The sequence below is a fragment of the Pseudarthrobacter sp. R1 genome (genome assembly GCF_024494415.1).
GTDB lineage: Bacteria > Actinomycetota > Actinomycetes > Actinomycetales > Micrococcaceae > Arthrobacter.
This window is the reverse complement of the sequence record NZ_JAMKFI010000008.1, coordinates 96573-121008: the sequence shown is the minus strand read 5'-3', so window position 1 is coordinate 121008 and position 24436 is coordinate 96573. Positions and strand designations below refer to the sequence as shown.

Here is a 24436-nt window from a genome sequence, read left to right as displayed (position 1 = left end):
ACTACGCCGCCGTCTCCTTCAGCGATGCCCCGGAGGGCCGCCGCCTCATGATCGGCTGGATGAACAACTGGGACTACGCCAACCACATCCCCACCACCCCCTGGCGCAGCCCCATGAGCCTCGCCCGCGACATCACACTCCAAACACGCGACGGCAACCTCTCCCTGGTCCAGCAGCCCGCCGGCGACTGGACCGCCCTGACCGGCCCGGACCCATACCGCCTTACTGCAACCACCATCAACGACGGCGTGCAGGTCCTCGCCGGTGCAGCCGGCATCGTCCAGCGCATCGACGTCACCTTCACGCCCGGAAGCGCAGCGGAATTCGGGCTCATCCTGCGCGGCGACGGCGCCACCGGAACCCGTGTGGGCATCCGCCCCGGTGAAGGCACACTGTTCGTGGACCGCCGCGAATCCGGACAGACAGGCTTCCACGATTCCTTTCCCTCCATCGACACTGCTCCACTCCGGGCAGCAGCAGGCTCCTACCACCTCACCATCTTTGTGGACCGCTGCTCCGTTGAAGTGTTCGCCCAGGACGGCCTGGTCACCATGACCGAACTGATCTTCCCGGCCGAAACCAGCACGCACCTCGCCGTCTACGCCGCCGGCGGCACGGCAACCATCACCAGCCTCCAGGTCACACAGCTCGCATAGGCCAGCACCCAAACCAGGAACAACAACCAAGCACACCAACGGCAAGCCGCGCCCTCCGCGGCAGGCGCTGGACGTCGTCGTGATCGGCCAAGCCCTCACCGACGTCGTCACCACACCCGAGGGGACAACTGAGCACCCCGGCGGATCACCGGCCAACGTCGCCTACGGCCTGGCCCGCCTGGGAGTCAGCACCGGGCTGCTCACTTCCATCGGCGCGGACCGCCGCGGCGAGGTGCTTGAGGAGCACCTCGCCGGCGCGGGGGTGACGCTCCTGCCCGGCTCCCGCTCACCAGGGAGAACGTCGACGGCGACCGCCACCATCACCCGTGACGGCTCGGCGAGCTACGCCTTCGACATCACCTGGGACGTGGAACCCCTGCTGTTGATCCCGTGTCCCTTCGCCGCGCGGAAAATTGATTGGATCTTGAGGTAAACCTTGCCACCCGTTGCAGTTGGAGGTTCACGCTGGAGGTATCAGACAAACAGCTTGCAGGAGCAGGAAGTCATGGGAAACAAAGTAGTTTCAGACGAAGTAACAGCCGTAGAAGGCCTGCTCACGGATCAGCATCCGCTCGACTTCTACACCTTGGGGCTGGCCGGCTGCATTGACCGGCTCACCGCACCCCTCCGTCAGCGGGGGACGGCCATCCGCTGGGACACTCCGCACTGGGGCATCGAGATACCGTCGGATTGCGCCACCCTGCTGTACCAGTCGGCGCGGGAGGCGCTCAGCAACGCCTTCAAGTATTCGGAAGCGTCGCAGCTCAACGTCCAGCTCGCCGCCGTCGACCACGGGATCCGCCTGGTAGTGTCCGACGACGGCGCAGGGTTTGACTGCAAGCTCGCTACGCGCGGCCGGCACCACGGCTACGGCCTCCGCCTCATGGCCGTAGCCGTGCATGAGGCGGGCGGCACCGTGGACATCTGTTCCGCCCCTGGTCAGGGCACGAGCGTGACCGTCACCCTGCCGCTGGACTAAAGACCGGGATGACTGCCTAAAGACTCGGATGCCCGCCGCCGCTGGGACGGCGGGCATCCGTAGCTTCCGGCACGTGGTGCCGCTACCGCGTCAGCTTCGCGCTGTCGTGCTCCAGGTCGCCGATGTGGCCGGGTGCGTTGGCGGCCAGGACGCGGGCAACGAAGGCTGCGTACTCGTCCATAAAGTGCCGAAGGAACTTGGCGGTGTCCTCGTTCCGGACCTCGCCGTCGTCACCGAAGACCGCAGCGTCGTAATGGATGTATGCCTCAGGGGCGTTCAGCTGCGGCGCGTCCAGGAAGCTCAACACGCTGCGGAACGAGGACTGCATCACGGCGGTGCCGATGCTGCCTACGGAGGCGCCGATAATGCCGGTGGGCTTGCGGGCGAATGAGTTGCTCCCCCACGGGCGGGAGCCCCAGTCGATGGCGTTTTTGAGGGCACCGGGGATGGACCGGTTGTATTCAGGTGAGACGAACAGGATGCCGTCGGAAGCCTCGATGGCTTCCTTCAGGGCGCGGCCTTCCGGCGGGAAGTCGGCGTCGTAATCGTAGCTGTAGAGCGGGAGGTCCCTGATGGGGATTTCCGTAAACTCGAGGTCCTCGGGTGCGAGTTTGATCAGCGCATTGGCAAGGACCCTGTTGATGGAGCGGGTAGCGAGGCTCCCCACGAAGTATCCGATCTTAAAAGGTGCCATGAGTGTTCCTTCCAAAAGCCGGTCCGAACCGGCGGCCGTGTTCGTTCTGGAAAAGATGCCGCCCGTCAGGCGGCGGTTTGGTGCCCACTGCAGCACCAGTCCAGCACAGAAGACTAACCACGGCCAGAGCCTGTGGAAGGTGCTTGACAGCCCGGGCCGGGGAGCGCTGAATGATCTGTAGCGAAGTCCCCGGCGCGGTCAGGAGCAGCCATGAGCGAGAATCCAGTGCAGGATGAGCGGGTCCATACGGAGGCACCCGCCGAGGGCGACCCGGATGCCGATGTCACGGAGATCCGAGTGCACACCCAGGACCCGGCGGAGGGACCTGATACTCCGGGCACTACCGGGCCCGCCACATAGCGAGCCACTGGCCGTCTCGAAACCGTAGGGTTTCGGGACCTCGTCCCTACGGGGCTCGGATCCCGTCCGGATTTACGACCCACCAGAGCCCCCCGTGGGTCGAGACGTTGTGGCACTTCACTTCGCCAGGCCCCTCGTGCGCGTAGAAGTAGAGCGGATGCCCGTTGTAGGTGACCTGGGTCGTGCCGTCCCGCCGCTTCGTCGTCCCCAGTAGTGCCGAGTCGACCTCGCCGCTGGCGGTCGGCGCTCCGTCGGTCAGCACGGGAGGCCACGCTTCAGCGCAGTCGTCGTAACACTCCGGACTGGTGCTCTCCTCACTCTCCCAGATATAGATGGCCTGCTTTTTGGCGTCGAAGAGCATCTGGCCGAAGTCGCTCGCGGCTGTGGTGATCATGGTGCCCGGCTCCCGCGCGCTGGATGGCTGACTCGGCGGGGGTTGCGGGCTCTCCGGTGTCGTAGTGCTCGCACTCGGAGGCGGGGTAACGCCCGGGGCCTCGCTTGATGTGCTGCTCGCGCAAGACGACGCGACGAGTGCAAGGACCACCGCAGCCGCCGCTCGCAGTCCGGGTCTGGACACGCTGTGCTCCTATCGGCAGGAGCGGGCGCCCCGGCCAGGTCTTCGGGGTTGTGATGATCAGATAGTGGGTAGTTCATTTCCCATCATCTCAGCCTTTGTCGAAAATTGGCGGGCGGAAGGCGTCGAGTCCGGTCGCGGGCGATTGCCACCCGACTCGCCTGGGTCTGTAAGCGGCTGTGGCCGTCAGGGTGCGAAGCGACGGCGTTCCGCAGTGACAGGCCAATGGGCGGGCGGCACCTGGCCTGGGAGATCAAGCAGCGGCAACTGGCAGCTCCTGCGCCCAAGGTAGGTTGATACTCAATCCTAAGCATGCTTATTATGGGCGCAGTCGGATGGGGATTTGACCGCGAGGGGTAATCGAAAAGGGTGCGCTCAGCGAACGGGGCGCACCTTTTTCGTGCTTCCGACTCCGGTCAGTTTAAAGTTGCCGCTTACAGGAGTTGCGTCCGAGAATCGAAGCGAAACGGGCCTAGGCTTTCGGCATGCACCCCGTAGTGGCAATCGGTCTGGTGCTCCTCACCGCGATTGCCTGGATGGTCACCATCCTGACTATGCTGATTGTTCTGGTCAAAGCACGGCGCCGGCCGCAAGCCGAACTCCGACGCGCAGTCCTAGACGAGGAAATCCAAAGCTCCAATGAAGGGGCAGCCTAGACATAGCCGGGTGCTGCCCGACGCCGACCCTGACCCCCTTGCCTTGTGACTTTTCTGGCCGAGATGGTGATCGTGTGTCGCGCCAAGGGATCCTCTGTCAAGACCGGCGAGCTGGCCGTCAACTAATGGGTTCAGGGAAGGAGTGGGGCGCCCGCGGGCGGGATCGCCTATCGCATCAGCTGGTCACTTGTCGGACCTTGAATACGATCGAGTCGAAGACGGCGCGTGCCTCTCTTATCAGCTCCGGATTGATCGATTCGTGGAATTGGACCACCCAGAACATAGCCCGCTGGCCGTTCAGGTTGACCACCCGGTAGGTTTCGCGTTCAGTCTGCGTCGAGTACCAGCGTGAGCATTCGTTTGAGAATTCTGAGTGGATGCAGAACTTGTCGCGGTCGCAGCCTTTGAAGTCCACGTCGCCCTCCACGGAGTGGTCGAACTCGACGCCGGAGTAATTGCCCACCATGACCTCGACCGGAGGGGTGCTGGCCGTTGACGTCTGCGCCGTCATCGCGTCGACGAAGGCCTTAGCCGACGAATTGACCTCGACGAGCGCGCCCTCCCAAGCGCATGCGTCCCTCGGCACATAGAGCGCGGGCCACCAACCCACGAAGACCCCCAAATCATCCGGGTGATCCGGGTCGTCCTTCAACAGGCCATCGCCCTCTTCACTCACCCAGCCGTCAGGGACGGTGATCTCGAAATCCTCTTTGAAGCTGGTGACGAGGTATGTACCGGGGGCGATGTCGCCGTTGTCCGGCAGCGGTGGGATCGTGGGCAGCGGTGGGACCGTGCGAGCCTCCGTAGTTGCTTCGGGAGATGGCGCTTCGGGGGCGGTGCAGGCCGAGAGGCCGAAACATGCCAGCAGTGCGATAGCCACCGAGGGCAAGAGATGGCGCGACCGCTGAGCGGCCTTTTCGAGGGGTGTCATGGAGGTCATCGATCCACCAAGCCGCTAGAGGGTACTGTAAGGCCCCGCAGCCGGGTAGCCCCGCCAGCGGCTCGGGATGGGGTGCTGTCGCCTCAAGTCTCCTCCGGCACAGAACTGGTGACAATGAAGAGTTGTACGGAGATCAGTTTCGACTCATGCAATCCCCCGAAATGACAGGAGCGCGCTGAAGAAGTGTTGAGGGAACGCCAAATGGCTAGCTTTTAACTGCCGAAGCTTAACTAGCCCGAGAGATCAGGCTGCCTGCGTCTCGCAGCCCTGGTGTTTTGAGGCGGGGAGGCTTCGAGACACTTTAGTTGGATGGAGAAGGCTGACCGGACGCTCAGACAGGTGTCTTCGTAACGTCCCAGTCGTTTCTATCGGATCTGCTTACGGGGCTCCGGGACGATGAGGACTGGTCGTTGTTGTTGGTGGATCAGGGTCGCGGATACGGATCCTTCGAGGACCCTGTCCAGCCATGCCAGAGAGCCCGGCCGGCCGGCCCCGACCACGAGAAGGGATGCATCGGCGTTCTCAGCGAGGCGGCTGAGTGCTTTACAGACATCGCCGTTAAGAACGCGGATGGACCAGGTCTGCCCCGGGCTCCCGAGGATAGCTTGCAGCTTCTGTTGTAACTGCTCGGAGGGAAACTCGGCCTCTTCGTTATTGATCGGGTCCAGGGAAAGGGCTGCGCGTTGGTGCACGGGTGCCCACTCGGTCAGATAGCTTGCCGGGTCAACGAACGCGCAGATGAGGTGCTCTTCCAGCGAAGCGGCCAGGGAGGCAGCTGTCCGGATCAGGTGCTCAGAAAAGTTCCACTCCACGCCGACAATGATGGGTCCGTCCAGCCGTTCCTCATCTGACATGGAAGCCCCGTAACTGATTGGCGGTGGTGATAAGCAGAGCAGTTCCGGTTGCTGCTGCCATGGCGTAGGCTGTCCCGGCCAGCAGCCAGGCAGCCGTGAAGACGGGCAGGTTTGGTGCCAGACCGACCAGGGCCAGTGCCAGGACGCCGGCCAGGGAGCCGCCGGTCATCAGGTTGCGCGGGCCGGTGATGAGGGCCGGGTCCCAGCCGGTGTCATCACTGATGGGCCGGACCGCTGCCAGCAGCGCGTAGTACAGCACGCCCCAACTAATGGTCTGGGTGATGCACAGCGCGGTGAGTCCGCCGCGGGGTGCCCCTTCCGCGGCCAGCGTCCGTGACGGCGCCGGGGCGGTCATGGCTAGTTCCTGGTGAGCTCCGCGTAGAGCGCCTGGACCCGGGCTTTGATGTCGTCCCGGACCAGACGCATCCGTTCCATGCCCTCGATCCCGCGCTCGGAGGGCTCATCGGTTTCCCAGACCTCGAAGCGCTTGCCCTCAACCGGTTCCAGCTTGGCTTCTGTGCCCAGGACAATGACTGCGTCCACGGTGTCCAGGACCTCGTCGGTGACCGGTTTGGGGTATTCGCCGGTGACGTCGATGCCCAATTCGGTCAGGGACTCCACCGCCTGCGGGTTCAGGTCCTTGGCGGGCTTGGTGCCGGCGGAATAGACCGCGATCTTGTCTCCCGCGAGGTCGCGCATAAGTCCTGCGGCGAGCTGGGATTTGCCGCCGTTCTTGCTGCAGACGAACAAAACGGACGGAGTCGTTTCCTGGGTCATGAGGAGGTTGTTTCCTTTTCGAGTGGGGCGGCGGGAAGTGAGGCGACGAGGGTTTTGACCCGTTCGTGGATCTGGTCCCGGATGTCCCGGACGGTGTCGAGGGGCTGGTCCGCCGGATCGGGCAAGTCCCAGTCCTCGTAACGTTTGCCGGGGTAGATGGGGCAGGAATCCCCGCACCCCATCGTGATGACCACGTCGGAGGCCCGGACGACGTCATCGGTCAGGGGCTTGGGGTAGTTCCGGGAAAGGTCCAGGCCCATTTCGGACATGACAGTGACGACGGTCGGGTCCAGTTCGGCCGCGGGCAGGGACCCGGCGGACCGGACATGTACCCTGCCCTTGGCCTCGACGGTGAGCAGCGCCGCGGCCATCTGGGAACGTCCGGCGTTCTGCACGCAGACGAACAGGACCTCGGGGACTTCGGACCCGACGGCTCCCTTGGACTTGGCCAGGGCTGCCAGCCGGTCGTTGGCGAAATGTTCGGTCGTGGCAGGCAGGTACGCGCTGATCTTCGCGGTCCGGGCCAGTGCCGTGTAGGACTCGAAGACGTAGCGCTCAACGGTTTCGGCGGCGAAGACCCCGGCGAACCGCTCGGCGAGCCGTTCACTGATGCGGTGCAGGAGTTCGGTGTTGTCCTGCAGGCCAAGGCCGGTATCGCGGTGTTCAGTCATGACAGCTCTCCAATAGGGGTTCGTTGACTGTTTTAGGAGTTGTTGGCGCCCGCGCGGCCGTGGGTAAGGCCGGTGGGGAAGCCGACCAGCACCGGTTCTGGTGCCGCGCAGCAGCCGGATTCTGCAGGTGCGTTTTCTGCGGCTGCGGATGCGGCTGTTGGGACGTCGCAGCTGGTGCCGGCGTCGGTGGAGCAGACCCCGGTTTCGGGAAGCTCAAGGTGCACGGTGTCGGCGGACTCCTGGTCGCCGGCGAGGGCGGCGGCAACGGAGCGGACCTGCTCGTAGCCGGTGGCCAGCAGGAACGTCGGCGCACGGCCGTAGGACTTCATCCCGACAATGTAAAAGTCCTTGTCCGGGTGGGCCAGGAGTTTGGCGCCGTGCGGCGGGACTGTGCCGCAGGAGTGGAATTCGGGGTCGATCAGCGGGCCCAGCTCCATCGGCGCTTCGACGGCGGGGTCCAGGTTGAGGCGCAGCTCGCGCAGGATGTCCAGGTCGGGCCGGAAGCCGGTGCAGGGAATAACGACGTCGGCCTCCAGGGTGCGGCCATCAACCGCACTAACGGTGACGGAGGACTCCAAAGATTTGAACGAGCTGATGCCGAACCCGGTGTGCAGTTCGATTTTTCCGGCTTCCACAAGGCGCCGGACCCGGGCGCCGAGCTGGCCGCGGGCAGGCAGCCCGTCGAGGTCGCCGCCGCCGTAGACTTTGTCCGCTGTTGCGCCCCGGACGGCCCACAGGATCCGGGTGTCCGGCTCCTCCTTGGTGAGGTCGGCGAGGTTGATGAGGGTGTTGGCGGCGGAATGTCCGGCACCGACCACCAGGACGCGGCGGCCGGCGAAGGCGGCACGGTCGCGGCCGGTGACGTCGGGCAGCGGCGCGGAGATCCGGTCCTGTGCTGCTTCTTCGCCAATGGCGGGCAGGCCCGAGGTGCCCAGCGGGTTGCGGGTGGACCAGGTGCCGGAGGCGTCGATAACTGCGGCCACGGTGTGGTCGCGGGTTTCGCCGTCCGCGTGCTCGACGCGCACGACGAAGGGCGCGGTGTCCCGGCCCTTGATGTGGGTCTTGTCCAGTCCCTGCCGGGTGACGGCGGTGACCCGGGAACCGGTCTGCAGACGCGAGGACATCTCAGGTAGCGCGGCCAGGGGTGTGAGGTAGTTGTCGATCAGCTCCCCGCCGTACGGCAGGGCCGTGGGGCGGGGCGCTTCCCAGCCGGCGGCCTCCAGGAGGCGGACGGCAGCGGCGTCGGTGTTGAACCGCCATGGTGAGAAAAGACGGATGTGGCGCCAGTGCTCGATGGCCTCGCCCGCCGTCGTACCTGCTTCAAGGATCAGCGGTTCCAGGCCCCGCTCCAGCAGGTGGGCGGCGGCGGCCAGGCCAATGGGCCCGGCGCCGATCACGGCGACCGGAAGGTTCTTGGCTGAATCCATGGTGTCCTCTTTCATCCGTAGTGGTGGTGCGGTTGTTGGGGAGCGCCTGCCGGCAGGTGGGCCGGCAGGTGCCCCGGGGGATGGTGGTTAGCAGCAGTCCTCGTCGCTGCAACCGGAGTCACCGCAGCATCCGTTGGTCATAAGACTCACCCCCTCCCCTGTTCACGGTTTAGGCGTGGATGGGTTCTTCGACTAACGCCGTGGCGATGCTGTCCGCGTCGTCCAGGGCGGCGAGGTAGCGTTCGGCGTCCAGGGCCGCAGCGCAGCCGGTTCCCGCGGCCGTGATGGCCTGGCGGTAGCGGTGGTCCACGGCGTCGCCGCACGCGAACACCCCGGAAAGGTTCGTGACCGTGGTGGGCGAGTCGACCTTGATGTAGCCCTCGGCATCCAGATCCACCTGCCCGGCCACCAGCTCGGTGCGGGGGACGTGGCCGATGGCCACGAAGATCCCGGTGGCGGCCTGCTCGCGGGTCTCACCGGTGGCAGTATCCGTGAGGGTCACGCCGGTGACCTTGGTGTCGCCGTGGATCGCGGTGATGGCGGAGTTCCAGGCGAAGCTGATCTTGGGGTTGTCCTTGGCGCGCTGGGCCATGATTCGCGAGGCGCGCAGTTCGCCCTTGCGCACGACGACGGTCACGGACTTCGCGAAGCGGGTCAAGAAGGTCGCTTCCTCCATGGCCGAGTCCCCGCCGCCGACCACGATGATGTCCTGTTCGCGGAAGAAGAAACCGTCACAGGTGGCGCACCAGGAAACCCCGTGACCGCTGAGCTTCTTCTCCTCCGGCAAACCCAATTCCTTGTACGCCGAACCGGTGGCCAGGATGACCGCCGGGGCCTGATGGGTTTCCCCGCCTCCGGTGACCACGGTCTTCAGATGACCCTTCAGATCAACTTTCGTGACGTCGTCGAAGACGACCTTAGCGCCGAACTTCTCGGCCTGCTCCTGCAGCCCGTCCATCAGTTCCGGGCCCTGGATCCCGCCCGGGAAGCCGGGGAAGTTTTCCACCTCGGTGGTGTTCATCAATGCACCGCCGGCGGTGACCGAGCCTGCCAGCACCAGCGGTGCCAGGCCGGCGCGGGCGGCGTAGATGGCTGCGGTGTACCCGGCGGGGCCGGAGCCAATGATGATCAGTTGTTCGTTGCTCATGGGCGTGTTCCTCAGGGGTCCGGGGGTTACTTGGCGGCCGGGATTAGGGAATCGATCAGGCCCTCGATGCGGGTCTTGATCTCATCGCGGATGGGGCGGACGGACTCGACGCCCTTGCCTGCCGGGTCTTCCAGGACCCAGTCCTCGTAGCGCTTGCCGGGGAAGTAGGGGCATTCGTCGCCGCAGCCCATGGTGATCACCACGTCGGACTCTTTGACGGCTTCGGTGGTGAGGACTTTGGGGACCTCGGCGGACATGTCGATCCCGAGTTCTGCCATGGCCTCGACAGCGGAGGGGTTGATCTTGTCGGCGGGCTGGGACCCGGCGGAGCGGACCTCGATCTGGCCCTTGCCGAGGGTGGTGAGGAAAGCGGCGGCCATCTGGGAGCGGCCGGCGTTGTGGACGCAGACGAACAGGACGGAGGGCTTCTTGGCGGTTTCGGTACTCACGGGGTGTCTCCTGGATCAGTTGGTGGATCGGTTCTGGTGGAAGCCGTCACGCCCACACATCCGCAATCTGAATAGTGATGTTGATCGATGTATGGAGTATCGGACGATTGATTGATGATTGTCAATATAAAGCGGTGCTCCCGCGGATTCCTTTTGCCTGGCTGAGTCCGCGCGGGGATGGGGCGGCGTTATCAGGCGGCGTGCAGCCGGGGCGCGAGGTCGGTGATGCGGTGGGAAATGTCGTTGAAGGCGTACTCAAAGGCCTCCTCGGTGTTAGTCCTCAACGGGTCCGGCACCGACCAGTGGACGGCACGGAAGTCGGTGAGTTCCTCATGGGCGTTATCGCAGACGGTGACGACGAAATCGCCTCCGGTCACGCCATCCAGTTTCCGAGGCGGAACTTCCGGCAGGTCCATGCCATGACGGCGGGCAACGTCGATGGCACCTTGGGCGATGCGTTCAGCCGGGTGGGTCCCGGCGGAGGTGGAGGGAATGTCGCTGACCTGGCGCCAGAGGGCGGCCGCCAGCTGGGAGCGTGCACTGTTCCGCGTGCAGACAAACAGGATGCGGGTGGCGCCGTGTTCGATGCCGGGCGCGAGTCCGTCCAGGGCGCCGGCGGCCAGGCGGATGTAGCTGCGGCGCTTGTCCGCCTCGGAGCGGTGCCGGGTCGCCAGGCCCGCTCCCTCAAGGGCGCGCAGGTGGTGGGACAGTAGGTTCGAGGGCATGCCCAGCTCAGCCTGCAGTTCGGTGGGCGAGAAATCCCCGAGCGTCAGCAGGTCGACAATGCGCAGCCGCGCCGGATCGGCGAGGGCTGCATGCTTGACGACCCGCGACTGGAACACATCTGCTGATTCAGTATTCATTGAGTCAATTTTGACTGAGTTAATATCTTGAGTCAAGCTTGGTGCCATGACTACAAACCAGCCGCCGTTGTGGCGCCGTTCCATCGCCGAACTTCTGGGCACCAGCCTGCTTGTGATGATCGTCGTGGGCTCGGGGATCATGGCCCAGCAGCTTTCCCCCAACGACGTCGGTCTGCAGCTCCTGCAGAACAGCACTGCCACGGTGCTGGGCCTGACGGTCCTGATCCTGGTGTTCGGTCCGGTCAGCGGAGCACACTTCAACCCCGTCGTTTCGCTCGTGGACTGGCTCCTGGGCCGGCGCAGCGGCACGGGCCTGACCCTGCCGGAGCTCGGGGCGTATATTGTCGCCCAGACGCTCGGGGCCATCGGCGGCAGCGTCATTGCAAATGCGATGTTTGAGGTCGGGACTTCCATCTCCGGCAAGGACCGCGCCACCGGCGGGCACCTGCTCGGCGAAGTCGTTGCCACCGCCGGTCTGATCCTGCTGATCTTCACACTGGCCGCCACGAAGCGGGGCGTCCTGGCCGCACCGGCCGTCGGCGCCTACATCGGGGCAGCCTACTGGTTCACGTCCTCGACTTCCTTCGCGAACCCTGCCGTGACGGTCGGCCGGATCTTTTCCGACACCTTCGCCGGGATCGCCCCGGCCTCCGTGCCCGCGTTCGTCCTAGCGCAGCTCGTCGGCGCCGCGGCAGGGCTGGGCCTGGTACTCCTCTTCTTCCCCTCCGCCGGCCGCGCCGCCGATGACGTGGCGCTCCCGCACGAGGCAGACAAGGCAAAGTCCTAGCCCCGGCAAACAGGCACCCCTGCTACTTATTGATGGATGTCAATATAGGCGCATAATGGGTAGATGAATTTGCTGCCCGTTCTTGAGCCGACCACGGACACCACCTGCTGTCCGCCGGCAGGAGATGCTGCCCTGGGGGCCAAGGAAGCCAAGCGGCAGGCGCTGGTTTTCAAGGCCCTGGCTGACCCGAACCGGCTCCGGCTGCTCTCCATCATCAAGGCCTCCCCTTCCGGATCAACCTGCGTGTGCGACCTCACGGAGCCTCTGGACCTGGGCCAGCCCACAGTGTCCCACCACCTCAAAGTCCTGGTCGAAGCAGGCCTGCTGCAACGCGAAAAGCGCGGCACCTGGGCCTACTTCTCCCTTGCCCCCGGCGCGTTGGACCGTACAGCAAACCTCCTGGCCAACCTGTGACCCCCACCCTGACCGTGCGGGCCATGGCACCGGCGGACTGGCAACAGGTGCAGAGCATTTATCAGGAAGGCATCGACACCGGGAACGCGACCTTCGAAGCGACCGCCCCGGACTGGGAATACTTCGATCAGTCCAGGCTCCCCGGACACCGCCACGTCGCAGCCTCCGCCGAGGGCACAGTCGTGGGCTGGGCGGCCGTATCCCCCGTATCAGCCCGCCCGGTATACGCCGGAGTGGTGGAACACTCCGTATATGTTGCGTCCTCTGCCCGGGGACTGGGCATTGGCAAAGCCCTCCTCCAGGCACTCATCGAATCGACCGGGAACGCCGGCATCTGGACCATCCAGGCCAGCATCTTCCCCGAGAACGAAGCCAGCCTCAAACTCCACGTGGACAACGGCTTCACCATCGTCGGCCGCCGGCAGCGTATCGCCAGGATGACCCATGGCCCGCTGACCGGGCAGTGGCGGGACACCCTCCTGATCGAACACCGCTCACCCAGCATCTGACACCCAGCATGAACCGGGAGAGGATGGAACCGACAAAAGGCGAGATCCTGGCCGGATACGGACGGGCGCAGGACGGCCTTGATAGGTGGCTGACGGCCGCCACCGCCGAGCAGTTTCACCTTAAGAGCAACGGCACCAAGTGGACTAACGAAGAGCTGCTCTTCCACATGGTTTTCGGCTACATGGTGGTCCGCGCGCTGCTTCCGCTGGTCCACCTCATCAGCCGGCTTCCCGCACCCGTTGGGAAGGCCTTCGCCGCACTCCTGAACGCCGGAACGCGCCCCTTTGACGTCATCAATTACTGGGGCTCCAAGAGCGCGGCGGTGTACTTCAACCGGAGACGGATGGCCCGGAAACTCGAGAGAACCATCAACGCCATCACCCGGAGCCTGGAGCGCGAGAGTCCGGCGTCGCTGTCCAGGTCCATGCCGTTCCCGGACAGGTGGGATCCATTCTTCGCGCCCAGCATGACGCTCAACGATGTCTACGCGTACCCAACACAACACTTCGACTTTCATGGCCGGCAACTCAGCCTGGACCGCCCAACCCAGTAACTGCACAACTGCCAATTGCCTGATGGGACCGTGTTCTCAGCTGCTCAGGGCCCCTTTTACGACTGTGCGCTGGTCAGATCGTGTGACTCGCGCTCCGGCACGATGACAGGAACGATGCGTACCAGGACGACCATGGCAACCAGTTCGACGAGTGTCTGGGTGACAACAGCCAACGGGGCGATGCTCAGCGCCGGCGGCAGGGCCAGGGCCAGTGGGAGGACTACGAGGGAGTTGCGGGTAGTCGTGGAAAAGATGGCGGCGCGGGTGCCCGGGACGTCGAGGCGGGCGGCGCGTCCTGCAACTTTTCCTAGGATGACGGCGATGACGACGAAGGCCACGTAAAGGGGAATGACGCGGATGAGATTGAGGACCTGGGAACCCACTGCCGCGATCTGTGATCCGATAACGACCGCGAGAGTGACCATCATCAGAGGCACCATCGCACCAGCCATGACCTGCTCTATGGCTTGACCTGCACGGTGGCGGCGGGCGATGGCCTGCACTGTGGCGGCGGCGGCCAGGGGCAGCACGATCAGCAGGAGGAAGGCTTCGATGAACGGGGCGACGTCGATGACGTTGAGAATATCGCCACCGGCGAACAGGAGCAGATAGACCGGGAGCAGGAGGATCTGCACCAGCATTAACAGCGGAGTTGCGGCTAGCAGACGGGCGCTGGCGCCGCCTGCGATTCCGCTGAAGACGATGACGTAGTCGATGCATGGGGTCAGCAGCACCAGCAGGACGCCGAGCATCAACCCGCGGTCGTCCGCGACAAAGCGGGAAAGACCGAACACGACGGCAGGGACGATGATGAAGTTCCCGATAAGCACCGTACCCAGGAAGCGGATGTCGCGGAATGCTTTGCCCACCTCGATCAGTGGGACAGCGAGGAACGTGGCGAACAGCAGCAGAATCAGCACCGGTTTTATGGAATGTTCCAGGGCCGGCGCGAGCTGCGGCCCAGCCAGACCGACCGCCGCCCCGGCCAGGATCGCGGCCATGTAGAGCAGAACCTGGTGATCGTCCCACCAGCCGATAATGCGGTTCATGATCACCGTGCTCCTTCGATGGTTGTCGTCTTTGGGTCGGTTGTCTGCGTGGCGCATGTTTCCCGCTGGGTGCCGAGGAGTGCGCATTCGGAGCGGCAGGATCGGCCGCTGTCCGGACAGGCGCCAACTCTGGTCACTGCCGCGTCGAGCCGGTCACGCAGCAGGCGCAGACTCGCCAGGCGTTTATCGACTTCAAGGAGCCGCTGCTGTAGCCGGGGGTGAAGAACTTCACGCACCTGGGTGCAACTTTCACCCTCGATAACGGTCAGAAGATCCACAATTTCAGGTAGCGACATATCCAGCTGTTTGGCTGCCTCAATGAACGACAGCTGGCTCAGCGCATCAATGTCGTAGTCCCGGTACCCGTTAGGGCCCCGCTTCGCAGTGAGCAGCCCTACCGATTCGTAATAGCGCAGCGTCGTAGCAGGGACCCTCGATGCTGCCGCCAGCTCTGAAATTCGCACGCTGCCTAGCGTAGACCTTCAAGTGCACTCGAAGGTCCACTCAGCACGTCTTTAGCTGAAACTGTGGGCGGTGTGGGACTGTAGCAGCATCAACTGCGGTCCTATTGTTGACGCATGAGCGAGACGGCCGAGCACAACAGGCGCCTTGTTTCCATGCTGGTTGACGCCATCAGTCGTGGGGACCTGGCAGCGTTTGACGAGCTTTACACCGCAGAGGCCGCTGTCAAAGCCCGTCACTGGAGCCGGCCATTTCTGGAGTCTTTTCCCGCTGTCACGATGGACGTCGTCCACGTGGTCGCTGATGGCGACACCGTCGTCGCCAGGCTGCGCTGTTCTGGTACTCACCTCGGTGTCTGCCGCGGGCATGCCCCGACTGACAAGCGTTTTGAGCGGGTTGACGAGGTGTACTTCTTTACTTTCCTGAATGGACAGTGGTGACGCGGCTTCGAGGCCAGCTCAAACGCTTCGTCAGCTAGGCTTGCCCAGAGGTTCTGCCGGATGATACGGCTGGGTTGCCGGCTGAGGTTCACGGCGAAGGGGAGCCGTTCCAAATCATCTCCCGGAGCGCGATGTCGGCGGTCTCCATGGCCACGTCCGAGCCCGCGGCGCCCATGGCGATCCCGACGGTGGCGTTGGCCATGGCGGGTGCGTCGTTGACGCCGTCGCCGACCATCGCGACCTTGTGTTCCCTGGTGCGCACGTCGATCACGGCCCTGACCTTGTCTTCGGGCAACAGGTCCCCCCGGGCCTCGTCGAGTCCGAGCTTCCCGGCGACGGCGTCCGCGACGGTCTGGTTGTCACCGGAGAGCGATCATGTGGCGGATGCCGGCCCGACGCAGCCTCGTGACGACCGTCGCTGCCGAGTCGCGGGGGGTGTCCATGAGGCCAAGGACGCCCAGGTACCGGATTCCGCGGCGTACGACCATGGTGGTCCTCCCGGAGGCTTCGAGCCGGGCTGCCGTTTCGGTGATTTCCCTGGTCAAGGAGGCGCCGTCGATTTCGCTGAAGAGCCCCTGCTTGCCGATGTGGATCTCTTCGCCGTCGATCAGGGCGCTGACCCCGCGGCCGGTGATGCTGGTGACCGCGCCAACTTTGAGCAGGGGTGTCCCGTCGAGCCGGTCGCGGGCGGCGGTGACGATGGCGGCGGCCAGCGGGTGATCGCTCTTGGACTCGACCGCGAGGGCGACGCTGAGCAGTTCGGTTTCCGTGACCCCGGCGGCCCGTTCGACATCGGTCATTTCCGGTTTGCCCTCCGTGAGGGTGCCGGTCTTGTCAAAGGCGATCGCACGCAAAGTGCCGAGGTTTTCCAGCGGGCCGCCGCCTTTGATCAACAGCCCGCCGCGTGCGGCGCGCGCCAGACCGGACAGGACCGCGCTGGGTGTCGAGATCGCCAGTGCGCAGGGGCTGGCCGCGACCAGCACGGCCAGGGCCCGGTACAGGGTCGCGGAGAACGGCTCGTCAATGACCAGCCCGGCGATCAGCAGCACCACGACAAGGATCAGCACGGCCGGGACGAACACCCGCTGGAACCGGTCGGTGAAGCGCTGGGTGGGCGAGGTCTGGGCCTGGGTTTCGCTGACCATCCGCACGACCCGTGCGAGCGTGGAATCCCTGGACAGCTTCATGACCTCGCTCTCCAGCACGCCGGGTCCGTTGACCGTGCCGGCATAGATCCGGCTTTCCGCAGGGACCGGCTGATCCCCGCGCGGGGTCCGGGCCCCGAGCGGGGCCTTGTCCACCGGGATGCTCTCCCCGGTCACGGCCGACTGATCGACACTGCTGCGGCCCAGGGTGACGAAACCGTCCGAGGGGATGCGCATGTTCGGTTTGATGATGACGGTGTCACCGAGAACTCCGCATTCGCTACGAGAACTGGTCAGTATAAGCCCTTGACCGGACCATAGGCCCAGAGAACCGCGACATCATCCGCCGCTACATCCGCTGGCACCACCTACGACGGACGAACCTGATGGACGAAGTCACCCGCGGCACCTTCCTGCGAGCCAAGCAGCAAGTGACCGTCGCCCTCGATCTGCTCAACTGGCTCACCGGCCACCCACCAGCCTCGCCGGGCTGGCACAGGCTCATCTCGACCGCTGGCAGGCAGAAGGACCCACCACCAGGCGGATCGCTGAACACTTTTTGAAATGGGCCATCAAGACCAAAGCAAGGATCAGGGCAATCGACACCCTGTGCCAAGGCCAGGCAGGGGAAAATGAGATGCACGGTCATAGCCCCGGCCTCCAACTTCGTCTGGCCCTGACGGTGCAGCGCAACAACAGAACCGGCACGAAAGGGAAAATGTCCAGTAGCTGGCGCGTCAGCTCAAACTATTTGGCTGTTTGTGGCCGTCCAGCTGAATCGGCCCTTGATCACAGGCACCGGGGTACCTTCCCAACATTGCAGGATTGGATACAGGGCCGGACCGTCCCGAGCACAGCTGCGTAATCCGCCAGGCCTGGGGAGTCCGGCGGTTATCTTGTGGATAATCCAGGCCATGGTGCTGCCTTTCCAGCAAACCCCAAGGTTCAGGTAGGCATAATGGACCGAAGCTCCGGTCAACCGCTATTTGACCGGAGCTTCGCCAGCCGAGCGGCCCAGGGCTGGTGCTGCTTCGTGCAGTATTAGTCGCCTGCTCCCCCACACATCCCTGTCCTGCGTCCGGAAGTTATCAATGCGGCGTTTCAGTCTGACGGCAATGGCACTTCTGAGTTTGCTGGGGGTGACTTTTATCGCGGCGGGCGTCCACGGCACAGACCGAATCGTAGGAATTCTGTTCGCCCTAACCGGACTAATCGGCGCGGTCGCAGTGGCGGCATCTCACGGGAACAGCTCTTAAGCTATCAGGAGGTATCCTGGGCCGGTTTGGCGCTGAAGGTGCCACCGCCCCGCCGGACTTCCGGATAGGTTGGAGGCATGCCCTTCCAATTCTTGTCCGTTACGCGCGCCCTTCAGGGTGTCGCTGCCGCTGCAGTGGCGGTCGCACTCTCGGGCTGCACGCAGCAGCTTTCGGTCGAGAACGCTGATGTCCCATCGTGGGAGGCCACCGCGCTCCCGACCGCTGGCGCAGCAGTGGCCGAGGGCGCGGGCAAAATCCTGAATGCTGAGCCCGTCAGCAACATCGTCACTGTGCCCGAAGGCGACTACACCCTTGTGCTGGCGTGTGACGGCGGCGGCAAAGCCTTCCTGACGGCACGCATGGAAGAACGTGAGCTGATCGACTTTGGTGCTGCCTGCAACGGCGCTCGCGAGAGCATCAAAGTCCTTATACCGCAATCAGGCCCCGTGGAATTCACCGCATCAAGCGTGGACGCGCCTCTGCTTTACGCATACCAGCTCGTTCCTCGACCATAGCCACTGCAACTGCAACTGCAGGTGATCAGGGCCACTTTGCGGGGCTGAACGGCACAGGAGAAGCCTCAATTGAAGGGGTCCATGATTCCCCGATCCTTACCTGAGCCGATCAGCACACCTACAGCGGTCAATAAGACTGGCAGCGCGCTCACCACCGGTGATAAGGGACTGGCATCAGTGTGGAAGCTTTCCACTGAGGCCCAGTACCGAGGGCTGAGGCCATCAGCCGAGCCCGACCGCCCTTCCAAACAGGCTGAAACCGACGAACGCCACAATGTTGATGAGTGCGTGGGCGACGACAAGCGGCATCACACGGCGGCTCTTGGCGTAGATCAGTGCAAAGACCACCCCCATCACCGCATTGCCAATAAATGGCCCGAAGCCCTGGTACAGGTGGTAGCTGCCCCTCAGCGTGGAACTGGCAAGAATGGCCAGGGGCACTGACCAGCCGAACTTTCCAAAGCGGTCCAGCAGATAGCCCACCACGATGACTTCCTCGACGATCGCGTGCCGCACCGCAGACAGAACCAGAACGGGAACAGTCCACCAGTAAGGATCCAGGGCGCTGGGTATGATCGATGTCGTGATGCCCAGGGCACGCCCGGCCGCATAGAGGCCCAGCGAGGGGATGCCTATCAGGACGGCAAGCCCGAAACCCTGCAGCATGTCCATTCCGGGGCGGGAAAGATTAAAACCGATTTTTGTGAAGGCCGAAACACTGCCGTTGCCGGTGTTTGTTCTGTGCTGCTCTGTCAGGAAGTAGAACACCAGAACGACAGGTACCAGCGCGAAGAAGATCTCCAGCAGCTGATACGTCAAATCAAAATATTCGCGGGTGCTTTGGGAGGTGTTGAGAGTGGAGGTGCCCTGGGCCAGCGGCGCGCTGGTTATCTTGTCCAAAAGCTGCACCACAGAGTAGATGGCGGACTGTCCTAACGACAGTCCCAGTACTATCAAGACTTCGATCCGCAGACGGCGGCGGGAAGGAACCAGCATGGTCCTATTCTTACCTGCGGTTGTCAAAGCTCTGCCGGGATGCCACAAAGACACCACAAGGAGGCCACCCGCGCCCGGCCCGCTACCGCACCCATTGCCACTGACCGCCGGCCAAAACACCTGCATGCCGGCTAACTTTTCCGTTGGCGCTTTATTGACTTTCCTAACACTCTGCATTGAACCGGACGATAGCGTGTCCATTCCGCTGATCAGGAACCACCTGGACGAAAAGGCGCAGAGTCCAGGCCCAGGTATTGGCGCTGGCGCCATCAAGGGAGGGGACGGCAGCCTCTGGATCTAGGGTGCCGAAGCGGACAGGATGTTACCTACACGAATGGGGACAGGCCGTTGGCTACCCGTGCACGCCCCGCATGCACCGCGGCGTGGCAGTTTTGCAGTTCTGATTTGCGGCAAGGGTCAGCGCAGGACGCGCAGGGCGTTACCTACGATGTCGAACAGGTCGGTGTTGTCCACGCTGCCCTGCAGCTGTTCCGAACCTGGGCCGTAGGCGTAAACGGGCACGTCGGCACTGGAGTGGTTGCCAGAGGCGTAGGTCAGCCAGAGGCTAGCTTCCTTGGAACCGTCCTCAACCCCGGCCGGATCGCTCGGAGTCCGGAAGGTGGCGGGACCAAAGTTTTTCGGGTCCGTTGCTCCTGCACCGTTGCCGGCACCGGCTGAGCGGTCCGGGTCACTGGAGTTTCCGTCGGCCAGGGTCGGTGTGGAGTTACTGGCGGTGTCGCCCGAGTCGGCGTTGGCGGGAGGGCCGGCTGTTTCGGCATTGGTGAAGGTGCCCTTTTCGATGATGTTGAAACCCCTGGTTTCATGGTCTGCGGTAACTATAACCAGGGTATTGCCGTCCTCCTTGGCGAAGTCCAGGGCTGCGGCGACGGCGTCGTCGAATGCCTTGACTTCCCCCAGTGTCTGGGCCGCGTCGTTGTCGTGAGAGCGTTTGTCGATCAAGGCGCCTTCAACCTGCAGGTAAAAACCCTTGCCGCTGGTTTTCTGGTCCAGAAGCTCGATGGCTTTCTTTGTCATCTCCGACAGGGAGGGCTCCTTCGCCCCGGGATCTTCGGGGTTGTCCTGCTTAGCTTTCTCAACAGTCAGGTTCCCTTTGTTGAACAAGCCAAAGACCTTCTCCCCCGCGGCTCCGTTCAGGTCGGCGCGGGTGGCGGGGACCTGGTTGGATACCGACCCCAATATCGAATAGCCCTGCTCCTTCAGCTCGGCTTCATCCGAGGCGTCAAAACGGCGCAAGCCCCCGCCCAAAATGATGTCCGCGGTGCCATTGCGGGCGATCTGGTCTGCGATCGGCGTCACCCGCACGTCACTGGTAGGCAACGGTTTGCCGGTGATCTCTGTATCCTGGCAGGCCTCGGCGGAGTAGTCGGGTCCCTGGCAGTCGCGGGACAGGACGTGGCTAATTTGCCCGGCCGGGGATGCGTCGGTAACTTCAGAAGTCGAGACACTGCCGGTGCCGTAGCCGGCCTGCCTGGCCAACTCCATCAAGGTTGGCACCACGGCGCCTTTGGCATCCACCCCGAGGGCAGCGTTGCCACGGCGGAAAGGCCGAAGATGGCGCCCAGCGGCCCCATGTACTTGCCGCGGTCCTTGGCCGGCACGATGTCGGCAATGATCGCCTGCGAGAGGATCATCAGGCCGCCGCCGCCCAGGCCCTGGATGGCCCGGAAGATCACGAAGCCCCAGAAATCGGCGGCAAGGGCGCAGCCCACCGAGGCCAGCGTAAACAGCGCGATAGCTATCAGGAACAGGTTCCGCCGGCCAAGGACGTCGCCGAACTTGCCATAGATGGGCATCACGATGGTGGTGGCCAGAAGGTAGGCGGTGGTGATCCAGGCCTGGTGTTCCACGCCGCCCAGTTTGCCCACGATAGTGGGCATGGCCGTGGAAACGATGGTCTGGTCCAGGCTGGACAGCAGCATCCCGGCGATCAGCGCCGAAAAGATGATCCAGATGCGTTTCTGCGTCAGCAGGAGCGGGCCGGCCGGTGGCTTGCTGGTTGTACTCATGGGTGTCCTTCTACGGCTGGAGTTTCCAAAATTTCGAATGGCTGGGAGAAGAGCAGGCTGGCGGCGGAAATATTCTCCAAGAGGAGGTCCGGGTAGCTTCGCGTGTTGCCGTCCGAGAAGTAGGTAATGCTGCTCTTGCGGGTAATGGCGCTGAGCAGCACCACGGCCATCTGGACCACGGGGTGATCAGGAGTCACCCCTTCACGGCGAGCAACGTCGTGGGCGAACTGCGTCTCGCGCTGCTCAGTGACGCCGATGATTTTGAGTATGAGCTGAGGTTCCTTCTTGAGCACGTCTATGAGTTGACGGGTGTCTTCTTCCGATGCGGTTACTTCCTCGGCCAGGCGCAGCGAAAGCTGGACCAGGTCGCGGAAAAGGGTCGGGGAAATCTCACCGGCCGAGAAGCCCGCACCGCGGGCTACGAATTCCTCGACGTGGACGTTAGAAACCTCATCTTCAACGTGGCCGATGATCGCGTCTTCCTTTGTGGGGAAGTAGTTGAAAAAGGTCCGACGCGAGATGCCAGCCGCCTCGCACACTTCCTCCACGGTATAGCCGTTAAGGCCCCGCTCAGCAGTCAAAGCGCGGGCAACTGCGGTGATGTTGCTTCGCGTCGCCGCACGCTTGCGCTCTCTAAGACTTGGTGGTCGATCTGCACCCAAACACATATAGTGTATTTTTGCACTATTATGACTAGGGTGCAAGCGGCGAATGGAATCCTGGGCGCTATTCGGTGGAGCGAAGACAAGATTCTCCATGATTTCCACCCAGGGATTGCGTAAACCATAGCCACTGGTAAGCTGGTGAAATACTAAAAGGCAACGGTCTGCTGCCTTTCGAGGAGGGATAATGACCGACATCGCTGAACTTGAGAGCCAGGCCTCGGAGCTCGAACTCGCCAAGTTCGACCATAGCGACGCTTGGGAACTTGGGACCTCGATTCGGGAGGGCGCCCTGCAGGCCGGCCTCCGCGTCGCGATCGACATCCGCCGCGCGTCAGGTGCGGTGCTGTTCCGTGCCTCTTTTCCCGGCTTGACCGCCGATCTTGAGGACTGGATCGACCGTAAGAGCGCCCTAGCTTTCCGGTTCGAGGAATCGTCTGCACTCGTCACTGAACGCATGGCTTCTTTCGGCTTGCCAGAGGGATCTACGGGCTGGCTGGATCCGGCTCGCTATGTGCTCGCCGGCGGTGCCGTGCCGATCAAAGTCACCGGTGCCGGCGTCGTTGCCGTGGTGACCGTCTCGGGGGCTAGCTCGGCAGAGGATCACGCCTTGATCGTCGAGGGGATCCGAACCCTCAAGGCCGCGTGAGTGCACAGGCGAAGCCCGGTCGCAATCGCTGAGACGGACAGGAGTTCCTCGACACATGGCCGGCGGCGCGACGTTCGAACTCAGCAGTCCCCGTATGGTCAAGTTATGCTCGCGGCTCCTTCTCTAGCCGCGCAGCACTTCGCACCCCCGTGCTCCTTGTTCGTGGAGCGGCGCCCAGGCCCTTCGGGAATGCGCAATAAGACATCGGCAGCTCATAGGGCAGGGCCTACCGGCCGGTGCGCGGATTGTGTCCAAGTTACTAGCCGACCCTCGCCCTAGCCGACAGGTTTCCTCGTGCGGCTGGCCGTACGACCGCTTCCATCCGCATCGCCGACGAACGCCGACACGCGAACTGCCAACTTTGACTCGGGGCGACGTCTCGGTCGCGCAGGAGCGACTCTGCAGAGGACTCACATGCCTGCAAACATCCCCGCTCCCCGAATGCTCGACCCGCACTCCGCTCCTCGCCTTGGATGGGGTGTGGTCGGCACCGGGATCGCCGGCAAGTTCGTCGGTGCTCTGCACGCGCACACGTCTCAGCGTGCGATCGCCGTCGTAGCGCGAGACCGCAACAAAACTGCGAAGTTCGCGTCCCAGTACGGCATCCCGTGTGTCTACGAGAGTGTGGACGCTCTCGTTTTAGACCCAAAGATCGACGTCGTTTACATCGCAACGCCGCACAGCTCGCATCGGGAGGTCGCGCTCTCCGCCATCGCTGCGGGCAAGCACGTCCTGATCGAGAAGCCCATCGCGTTGTCGGCATCCGAGGCACGAGAAATACTCGCGGCCGCGCGGCGAGCCGATGTGCTCGCGACCGAGGCGATGTGGACTCGCTATCTGCCGCAGTCCGACGTGATCCGCCAGGTTCTCGACAGCGGAGTGCTCGGCGAGATCTCGCTGGTGCGCTCAAGCTTCGGGTTCTACATGCCCGAGATCCCCGGTCACCGCCTGTGGGATCCGGCGCTAGGAGGGGGCGCAATGCTCGATGTCGGCGTCTACCCCGTGTCCTTCAGCTCGTCGATCATAGGTGACCCCATCACCATCTCCGCGGGAGGAACCGTCTCCTCAAGCGGGGTCGATGCCAGCGCAGCCATCCGACTGGAGGCAGCGGGGGGTGCGCAGGCGCTCCTCTCGGCATCGCTCCAGGCTGATGTTTCCCCGGAGGCCGCGTTGTACGGTTCGTCCGGGAGGCTCGAGGTTCTCGCACCGTTCTTCGGCCCCAGCGCCATCCGAATGACCCTCGGTCAGTTCGGCGTGGCGGAAACAGCAGAGTGGCGCGACGAAGTTGCCGACCTGTACGACGGGATGGCCCACCAGGCGACCGCTTTCGCCACATACGTTGGCCAGAACCTGCGCGAGTCTCCGATGCATACCCATACCGAGATCATCACCACCATGGAGACGGTAGAGGAGATACGGCGCCAGGTCCTCCAGCCTGCCCATTCCGATCCGCAAGGCGTAGGGAACAATGTTTAACCAGCGTCAGCGCCGCGCAGACATCGCCGCAACCCTGCAACTCGGGCCTTTGCGGGGCCAAGGACGTGGTATTCCCTGAGCATGCAGCGCATGCGCCAGAAGGGCCCGACGTAGCCGTCAAATCCAAGAGTGTCTGGTCTACATGGAGAAACTGTTCAATCCCCGTGACTATGTTTGTGAACGATATATTGGGAGGCCATTATGAAGAAAACGATGTTGCCTGGCGTCGGTCGAGAGGTTACCCACCTGTGCGTGGGGACGAGTCCACTTGGCTCGGGGATGCCGTCGGTGTACGGGGCATTGGTGAATGATGCCAGCCCGGGCCACCATCAATGCCGATCGGATTGTTACCTTTTTAGGTTCTAACCTGTAGCACCCCGAAAGCCATAGCCCTCCACCGATCTGACTCAAGGAGCCCAGGAAAAACGCCACGACGTATCGGCCGGAA

30 protein-coding genes and 3 pseudogenes are annotated in these 24436 nt (G+C 63.6%); 14 read left to right on the top strand and 19 right to left on the bottom strand.

The annotated features are described in order from the left end of the window. From M8J71_RS11285 to M8J71_RS11275, 3 genes and pseudogenes are all read left to right on the top strand, one after another. A partial coding sequence (locus M8J71_RS11285; protein WP_256248004.1) for a glycoside hydrolase family 32 protein occupies positions 1–656 on the top strand: 656 nt, incomplete at its 5' end. A 67-nt stretch (positions 657–723) separates the two neighbouring features. Continuing rightward, positions 724–1032: pseudogene (locus M8J71_RS11280) on the top strand (PfkB family carbohydrate kinase); the annotation flags it as partial. Positions 1033–1161: 129 nt separating this feature from the next. Continuing rightward, on the top strand, positions 1162–1635 hold the full coding sequence (locus M8J71_RS11275) for a sensor histidine kinase (RefSeq protein ID WP_256248003.1): 474 nt from the start codon (positions 1162–1164) through the stop codon (positions 1633–1635). A gap of 82 nt (positions 1636–1717) precedes the next feature. Here the strand turns inward: M8J71_RS11275 and M8J71_RS11270 are convergent, their stop codons facing one another. After that, positions 1718–2329 carry an NADPH-dependent FMN reductase gene (locus M8J71_RS11270; RefSeq protein WP_256248002.1) on the bottom strand — a complete coding sequence of 204 codons (612 nt, stop codon included), beginning with the start codon at positions 2327–2329 and terminating at the stop codon, positions 1718–1720. A gap of 210 nt (positions 2330–2539) precedes the next feature. Between M8J71_RS11270 and M8J71_RS11265 the strand changes: the two genes are divergently transcribed. Beyond that, positions 2540–2689: a hypothetical protein gene (locus M8J71_RS11265; RefSeq protein WP_256248001.1), complete on the top strand. Its 150-nt coding sequence runs from the start codon at positions 2540–2542 to the stop codon at positions 2687–2689. Positions 2690–2735: 46 nt separating this feature from the next. Here M8J71_RS11265 and M8J71_RS11260 read toward each other — a convergent pair whose 3' ends face one another. Beyond that, complete coding sequence (locus tag M8J71_RS11260; protein ID WP_256248000.1) at positions 2736–3083, bottom strand: COG4315 family predicted lipoprotein; 348 nt, start codon at positions 3081–3083, stop codon at positions 2736–2738. A 665-nt stretch (positions 3084–3748) separates the two neighbouring features. Between M8J71_RS11260 and M8J71_RS11255 the strand changes: the two genes are divergently transcribed. After that, positions 3749–3919, top strand: coding sequence for a hypothetical protein (locus M8J71_RS11255; RefSeq protein WP_256247999.1), 171 nt, complete (start codon positions 3749–3751; stop codon positions 3917–3919). Positions 3920–4094: 175 nt separating this feature from the next. Here the strand turns inward: M8J71_RS11255 and M8J71_RS11250 are convergent, their stop codons facing one another. The 9 genes from M8J71_RS11250 to M8J71_RS11210 all read right to left on the bottom strand — a co-directional run bounded on the left by M8J71_RS11250 (position 4095) and on the right by M8J71_RS11210 (position 11047). Next, entirely contained in the window at positions 4095–4859 is a 765-nt protein-coding gene (locus M8J71_RS11250) for a hypothetical protein (protein ID WP_256247998.1), read from the bottom strand. Positions 4860–5224: 365 nt separating this feature from the next. After that, the gene (locus M8J71_RS11245; RefSeq protein ID WP_256247997.1) at positions 5225–5713 is read right to left on the bottom strand and encodes a universal stress protein; all 489 of its coding nucleotides are present in this window, start codon (positions 5711–5713) and stop codon (positions 5225–5227) included. Beyond that, positions 5703–6068 (bottom strand): hypothetical protein, encoded by a 366-nt coding sequence (locus M8J71_RS11240; RefSeq protein ID WP_256247996.1) that lies wholly within the window; start codon positions 6066–6068, stop codon positions 5703–5705. The genes M8J71_RS11245 and M8J71_RS11240 overlap by 11 nt, the downstream gene beginning before the upstream one ends. A gap of 2 nt (positions 6069–6070) precedes the next feature. Further along, positions 6071–6490, bottom strand: a complete 420-nt coding sequence (locus M8J71_RS11235) for an arsenate-mycothiol transferase ArsC (RefSeq protein ID WP_256247995.1) — start codon at positions 6488–6490, stop codon at positions 6071–6073. Next, on the bottom strand, positions 6487–7161 hold the full coding sequence (locus M8J71_RS11230) for an arsenate reductase ArsC (protein WP_256247994.1): 675 nt from the start codon (positions 7159–7161) through the stop codon (positions 6487–6489). Before M8J71_RS11230 ends, M8J71_RS11235 begins: the two co-directional genes overlap by 4 nt. A gap of 32 nt (positions 7162–7193) precedes the next feature. Next, positions 7194–8588, bottom strand: coding sequence for an NAD(P)-binding domain-containing protein (locus M8J71_RS11225; protein WP_256247993.1), 1395 nt, complete (start codon positions 8586–8588; stop codon positions 7194–7196). 169 nt (positions 8589–8757) lie between these two features. Next, positions 8758–9735: a thioredoxin-disulfide reductase gene (trxB, locus tag M8J71_RS11220; protein ID WP_256247992.1), complete on the bottom strand. Its 978-nt coding sequence runs from the start codon at positions 9733–9735 to the stop codon at positions 8758–8760. Positions 9736–9761: 26 nt separating this feature from the next. Further along, entirely contained in the window at positions 9762–10184 is a 423-nt protein-coding gene (locus tag M8J71_RS11215) for an arsenate reductase ArsC (RefSeq protein WP_256247991.1), read from the bottom strand. 191 nt (positions 10185–10375) lie between these two features. Beyond that, on the bottom strand, positions 10376–11047 hold the full coding sequence (locus tag M8J71_RS11210) for an arsenate reductase/protein-tyrosine-phosphatase family protein (protein ID WP_256247990.1): 672 nt from the start codon (positions 11045–11047) through the stop codon (positions 10376–10378). A gap of 46 nt (positions 11048–11093) precedes the next feature. Here M8J71_RS11210 and M8J71_RS11205 point away from each other — a divergent pair, with 46 nt between their 5' ends. The 4 genes from M8J71_RS11205 to M8J71_RS11190 all read left to right on the top strand — a co-directional run bounded on the left by M8J71_RS11205 (position 11094) and on the right by M8J71_RS11190 (position 13311). After that, positions 11094–11834, top strand: a complete 741-nt coding sequence (locus M8J71_RS11205; protein ID WP_256247989.1) for an aquaporin — start codon at positions 11094–11096, stop codon at positions 11832–11834. A 63-nt stretch (positions 11835–11897) separates the two neighbouring features. Next, on the top strand, positions 11898–12248 hold the full coding sequence (locus M8J71_RS11200; protein ID WP_256247988.1) for an ArsR/SmtB family transcription factor: 351 nt from the start codon (positions 11898–11900) through the stop codon (positions 12246–12248). Positions 12249–12271: 23 nt separating this feature from the next. Beyond that, positions 12272–12757: a GNAT family N-acetyltransferase gene (locus M8J71_RS11195; protein ID WP_256248975.1), complete on the top strand. Its 486-nt coding sequence runs from the start codon at positions 12272–12274 to the stop codon at positions 12755–12757. 23 nt (positions 12758–12780) lie between these two features. Further along, the gene (locus M8J71_RS11190; protein ID WP_256247987.1) at positions 12781–13311 is read left to right on the top strand and encodes a DinB family protein; all 531 of its coding nucleotides are present in this window, start codon (positions 12781–12783) and stop codon (positions 13309–13311) included. A 56-nt stretch (positions 13312–13367) separates the two neighbouring features. Here the strand turns inward: M8J71_RS11190 and M8J71_RS11185 are convergent, their stop codons facing one another. Together M8J71_RS11185 and M8J71_RS11180 are read right to left on the bottom strand one after the other, a co-directional pair. Beyond that, the gene (locus tag M8J71_RS11185; protein WP_256247986.1) at positions 13368–14360 is read right to left on the bottom strand and encodes an arsenic resistance protein; all 993 of its coding nucleotides are present in this window, start codon (positions 14358–14360) and stop codon (positions 13368–13370) included. A gap of 2 nt (positions 14361–14362) precedes the next feature. Further along, the gene (locus tag M8J71_RS11180; protein ID WP_256247985.1) at positions 14363–14824 is read right to left on the bottom strand and encodes a MerR family transcriptional regulator; all 462 of its coding nucleotides are present in this window, start codon (positions 14822–14824) and stop codon (positions 14363–14365) included. A 114-nt stretch (positions 14825–14938) separates the two neighbouring features. Between M8J71_RS11180 and M8J71_RS11175 the strand changes: the two genes are divergently transcribed. Beyond that, the gene (locus M8J71_RS11175; protein ID WP_256247984.1) at positions 14939–15262 is read left to right on the top strand and encodes an ester cyclase; all 324 of its coding nucleotides are present in this window, start codon (positions 14939–14941) and stop codon (positions 15260–15262) included. A gap of 88 nt (positions 15263–15350) precedes the next feature. Here the strand turns inward: M8J71_RS11175 and M8J71_RS11170 are convergent. Together M8J71_RS11170 and M8J71_RS11165 are read right to left on the bottom strand one after the other, a co-directional pair. Continuing rightward, positions 15351–15572 (bottom strand): annotated as a pseudogene (locus M8J71_RS11170) (HAD family hydrolase); the annotation flags it as partial. A 49-nt stretch (positions 15573–15621) separates the two neighbouring features. Next, positions 15622–16644, bottom strand: coding sequence for an HAD-IC family P-type ATPase (locus tag M8J71_RS11165; RefSeq protein WP_256247983.1), 1023 nt, complete (start codon positions 16642–16644; stop codon positions 15622–15624). A 149-nt stretch (positions 16645–16793) separates the two neighbouring features. On the opposite strand from M8J71_RS11165, the gene M8J71_RS11160 reads away from it, so the two are divergent. Together M8J71_RS11160 and M8J71_RS11155 are read left to right on the top strand one after the other, a co-directional pair. Then, positions 16794–16970 (top strand): hypothetical protein, encoded by a 177-nt coding sequence (locus M8J71_RS11160; RefSeq protein WP_256247982.1) that lies wholly within the window; start codon positions 16794–16796, stop codon positions 16968–16970. 770 nt (positions 16971–17740) lie between these two features. After that, entirely contained in the window at positions 17741–18178 is a 438-nt protein-coding gene (locus M8J71_RS11155) for a protein phosphatase 2C family protein (RefSeq protein ID WP_256247981.1), read from the top strand. A 222-nt stretch (positions 18179–18400) separates the two neighbouring features. Here M8J71_RS11155 and M8J71_RS11150 read toward each other — a convergent pair whose 3' ends face one another. From M8J71_RS11150 to M8J71_RS11135, 4 genes and pseudogenes are all read right to left on the bottom strand, one after another. Further along, a complete protein-coding gene (locus tag M8J71_RS11150; RefSeq protein WP_256247980.1) occupies positions 18401–19174 on the bottom strand; it encodes a CPBP family intramembrane glutamic endopeptidase in 774 nt (257 codons plus the stop codon). Positions 19175–19591: 417 nt separating this feature from the next. Beyond that, complete coding sequence (locus M8J71_RS11145) at positions 19592–20689, bottom strand: alkaline phosphatase (protein WP_256247979.1); 1098 nt, start codon at positions 20687–20689, stop codon at positions 19592–19594. A 35-nt stretch (positions 20690–20724) separates the two neighbouring features. After that, positions 20725–21201 (bottom strand): annotated as a pseudogene (locus M8J71_RS11140) (MFS transporter); the annotation flags it as partial. After that, entirely contained in the window at positions 21198–22061 is an 864-nt protein-coding gene (locus M8J71_RS11135; protein ID WP_374114837.1) for a TetR/AcrR family transcriptional regulator, read from the bottom strand. The pseudogene M8J71_RS11140 and the gene M8J71_RS11135, both read right to left, overlap by 4 nt. Here M8J71_RS11135 and M8J71_RS11130 point away from each other — a divergent pair. Further along, entirely contained in the window at positions 22051–22512 is a 462-nt protein-coding gene (locus M8J71_RS11130) for a heme-binding protein (protein WP_256247978.1), read from the top strand. The genes M8J71_RS11135 and M8J71_RS11130 overlap by 11 nt on opposite strands. Positions 22513–22926: 414 nt before the next feature. Further along, on the top strand, positions 22927–23988 hold the full coding sequence (locus M8J71_RS11125) for a Gfo/Idh/MocA family protein (RefSeq protein WP_256247977.1): 1062 nt from the start codon (positions 22927–22929) through the stop codon (positions 23986–23988). The last annotated feature ends 448 nt before the right edge of the window (positions 23989–24436 follow it).

What these genes read in the sequence shown, in the direction of transcription:
- M8J71_RS11275 (WP_256248003.1), top strand. Translation starts at nt 1,162, where the DNA reads ATGGGAAACAAAGTAGTTTCAGACGAAGTAACAGCCGTAGAAGGCCTG.
- M8J71_RS11270 (WP_256248002.1), bottom strand. Translation starts at nt 2,329, where the DNA reads ATGGCACCTTTTAAGATCGGATACTTCGTGGGGAGCCTCGCTACCCGC.
- M8J71_RS11265 (WP_256248001.1), top strand. Translation starts at nt 2,540, where the DNA reads ATGAGCGAGAATCCAGTGCAGGATGAGCGGGTCCATACGGAGGCACCC.
- M8J71_RS11260 (WP_256248000.1), bottom strand. Translation starts at nt 3,083, where the DNA reads ATGATCACCACAGCCGCGAGCGACTTCGGCCAGATGCTCTTCGACGCC.
- M8J71_RS11255 (WP_256247999.1), top strand. Translation starts at nt 3,749, where the DNA reads ATGCACCCCGTAGTGGCAATCGGTCTGGTGCTCCTCACCGCGATTGCC.
- M8J71_RS11250 (WP_256247998.1), bottom strand. Translation starts at nt 4,859, where the DNA reads ATGACCTCCATGACACCCCTCGAAAAGGCCGCTCAGCGGTCGCGCCAT.
- M8J71_RS11245 (WP_256247997.1), bottom strand. Translation starts at nt 5,713, where the DNA reads ATGTCAGATGAGGAACGGCTGGACGGACCCATCATTGTCGGCGTGGAG.
- M8J71_RS11240 (WP_256247996.1), bottom strand. Translation starts at nt 6,068, where the DNA reads ATGACCGCCCCGGCGCCGTCACGGACGCTGGCCGCGGAAGGGGCACCC.
- M8J71_RS11235 (WP_256247995.1), bottom strand. Translation starts at nt 6,490, where the DNA reads ATGACCCAGGAAACGACTCCGTCCGTTTTGTTCGTCTGCAGCAAGAAC.
- M8J71_RS11230 (WP_256247994.1), bottom strand. Translation starts at nt 7,161, where the DNA reads ATGACTGAACACCGCGATACCGGCCTTGGCCTGCAGGACAACACCGAA.
- M8J71_RS11225 (WP_256247993.1), bottom strand. Translation starts at nt 8,588, where the DNA reads ATGGATTCAGCCAAGAACCTTCCGGTCGCCGTGATCGGCGCCGGGCCC.
- trxB (WP_256247992.1), bottom strand. Translation starts at nt 9,735, where the DNA reads ATGAGCAACGAACAACTGATCATCATTGGCTCCGGCCCCGCCGGGTAC.
- M8J71_RS11210 (WP_256247990.1), bottom strand. Translation starts at nt 11,047, where the DNA reads ATGAATACTGAATCAGCAGATGTGTTCCAGTCGCGGGTCGTCAAGCAT.
- M8J71_RS11205 (WP_256247989.1), top strand. Translation starts at nt 11,094, where the DNA reads ATGACTACAAACCAGCCGCCGTTGTGGCGCCGTTCCATCGCCGAACTT.
- M8J71_RS11200 (WP_256247988.1), top strand. Translation starts at nt 11,898, where the DNA reads ATGAATTTGCTGCCCGTTCTTGAGCCGACCACGGACACCACCTGCTGT.
- M8J71_RS11195 (WP_256248975.1), top strand. Translation starts at nt 12,272, where the DNA reads ATGGCACCGGCGGACTGGCAACAGGTGCAGAGCATTTATCAGGAAGGC.
- M8J71_RS11190 (WP_256247987.1), top strand. Translation starts at nt 12,781, where the DNA reads ATGGAACCGACAAAAGGCGAGATCCTGGCCGGATACGGACGGGCGCAG.
- M8J71_RS11185 (WP_256247986.1), bottom strand. Translation starts at nt 14,360, where the DNA reads ATGAACCGCATTATCGGCTGGTGGGACGATCACCAGGTTCTGCTCTAC.
- M8J71_RS11175 (WP_256247984.1), top strand. Translation starts at nt 14,939, where the DNA reads ATGAGCGAGACGGCCGAGCACAACAGGCGCCTTGTTTCCATGCTGGTT.
- M8J71_RS11165 (WP_256247983.1), bottom strand. Translation starts at nt 16,644, where the DNA reads ATGCGCATCCCCTCGGACGGTTTCGTCACCCTGGGCCGCAGCAGTGTC.
- M8J71_RS11160 (WP_256247982.1), top strand. Translation starts at nt 16,794, where the DNA reads ATGGACGAAGTCACCCGCGGCACCTTCCTGCGAGCCAAGCAGCAAGTG.
- M8J71_RS11155 (WP_256247981.1), top strand. Translation starts at nt 17,741, where the DNA reads ATGCCCTTCCAATTCTTGTCCGTTACGCGCGCCCTTCAGGGTGTCGCT.
- M8J71_RS11150 (WP_256247980.1), bottom strand. Translation starts at nt 19,174, where the DNA reads ATGCTGGTTCCTTCCCGCCGCCGTCTGCGGATCGAAGTCTTGATAGTA.
- M8J71_RS11130 (WP_256247978.1), top strand. Translation starts at nt 22,051, where the DNA reads ATGACCGACATCGCTGAACTTGAGAGCCAGGCCTCGGAGCTCGAACTC.
- M8J71_RS11135 (WP_374114837.1), bottom strand. Translation starts at nt 22,061, where the DNA reads ATGTCGGTCATTATCCCTCCTCGAAAGGCAGCAGACCGTTGCCTTTTA.
- M8J71_RS11125 (WP_256247977.1), top strand. Translation starts at nt 22,927, where the DNA reads ATGCCTGCAAACATCCCCGCTCCCCGAATGCTCGACCCGCACTCCGCT.